The sequence below is a fragment of the Phocaeicola coprocola DSM 17136 genome, assembly GCF_000154845.1.
GTDB classification, from domain to species: Bacteria; Bacteroidota; Bacteroidia; order Bacteroidales; family Bacteroidaceae; genus Phocaeicola; species Phocaeicola coprocola.
In genome coordinates this window covers 1-611 of the sequence record NZ_DS981463.1, presented here as the reverse complement: position 1 = coordinate 611, position 611 = coordinate 1, and the positions used below count along the sequence as shown (strand labels likewise).

1 protein-coding gene is annotated in these 611 nt (G+C 47.5%); it reads right to left on the bottom strand.

Features of this window, described 5'->3' with window-relative positions; genetic code table 11:
- Nucleotides 1-611: ISAon1 family transposase (locus BACCOP_RS07395; RefSeq protein WP_007567820.1), on the bottom strand; the 611-nt coding region annotated here is incomplete at both ends.

Genomic DNA, 611 nt, shown 5'->3' with positions numbered 1-611 from the left:
CCATCGTGCCATAGCCAAACGTGCAGCGTCCTTTATGGTGTTCTTAGAGAAAATCATCCGCAGGGAATGGCACAAACCGTATGCCTTTTTGATGTCAGGGTATTCCTCAAATAGGATTGCTGCCCTTTGCTTCTGTTTTTCCGTCCATTTATCAGCTGACTTGAAAAGCAGATACCGGGAGCGTATAAGTAATTCCCTACGGGTGTCGCCATTGGAATATCGGTATGGGACATAATCTTCGTTCTTCCGCTTAGCTTCTTCCATTTCCTCATTGGCCTGCTGTATGGCATCCCAACGGTGTTTGATGCGTAATTCCTGCACGGCATCACAAGCTAATTTCTGAATGTGAAAACGGTCTATTACACGGCTGGCTTCAGGAAATGCAGTCCGTACAATCTTGCGCATGGAGTCTGAAAGGTCAAGTGTCACTTCTTTAACGGCATAACGGCTTTCCTCGTCAATTCGTTGCAGCACAGCTATTACATCCTCTGATTTAGTTCCTGCCACGACAGCTACCAGGGAGCACTCTCTCGTACAGGCATCACGGTTGGTTACAAAGGTGTAAAGTTCACCGTTGGAGAGTGAGGTCTCGTCAATCGCCAGATACGGTC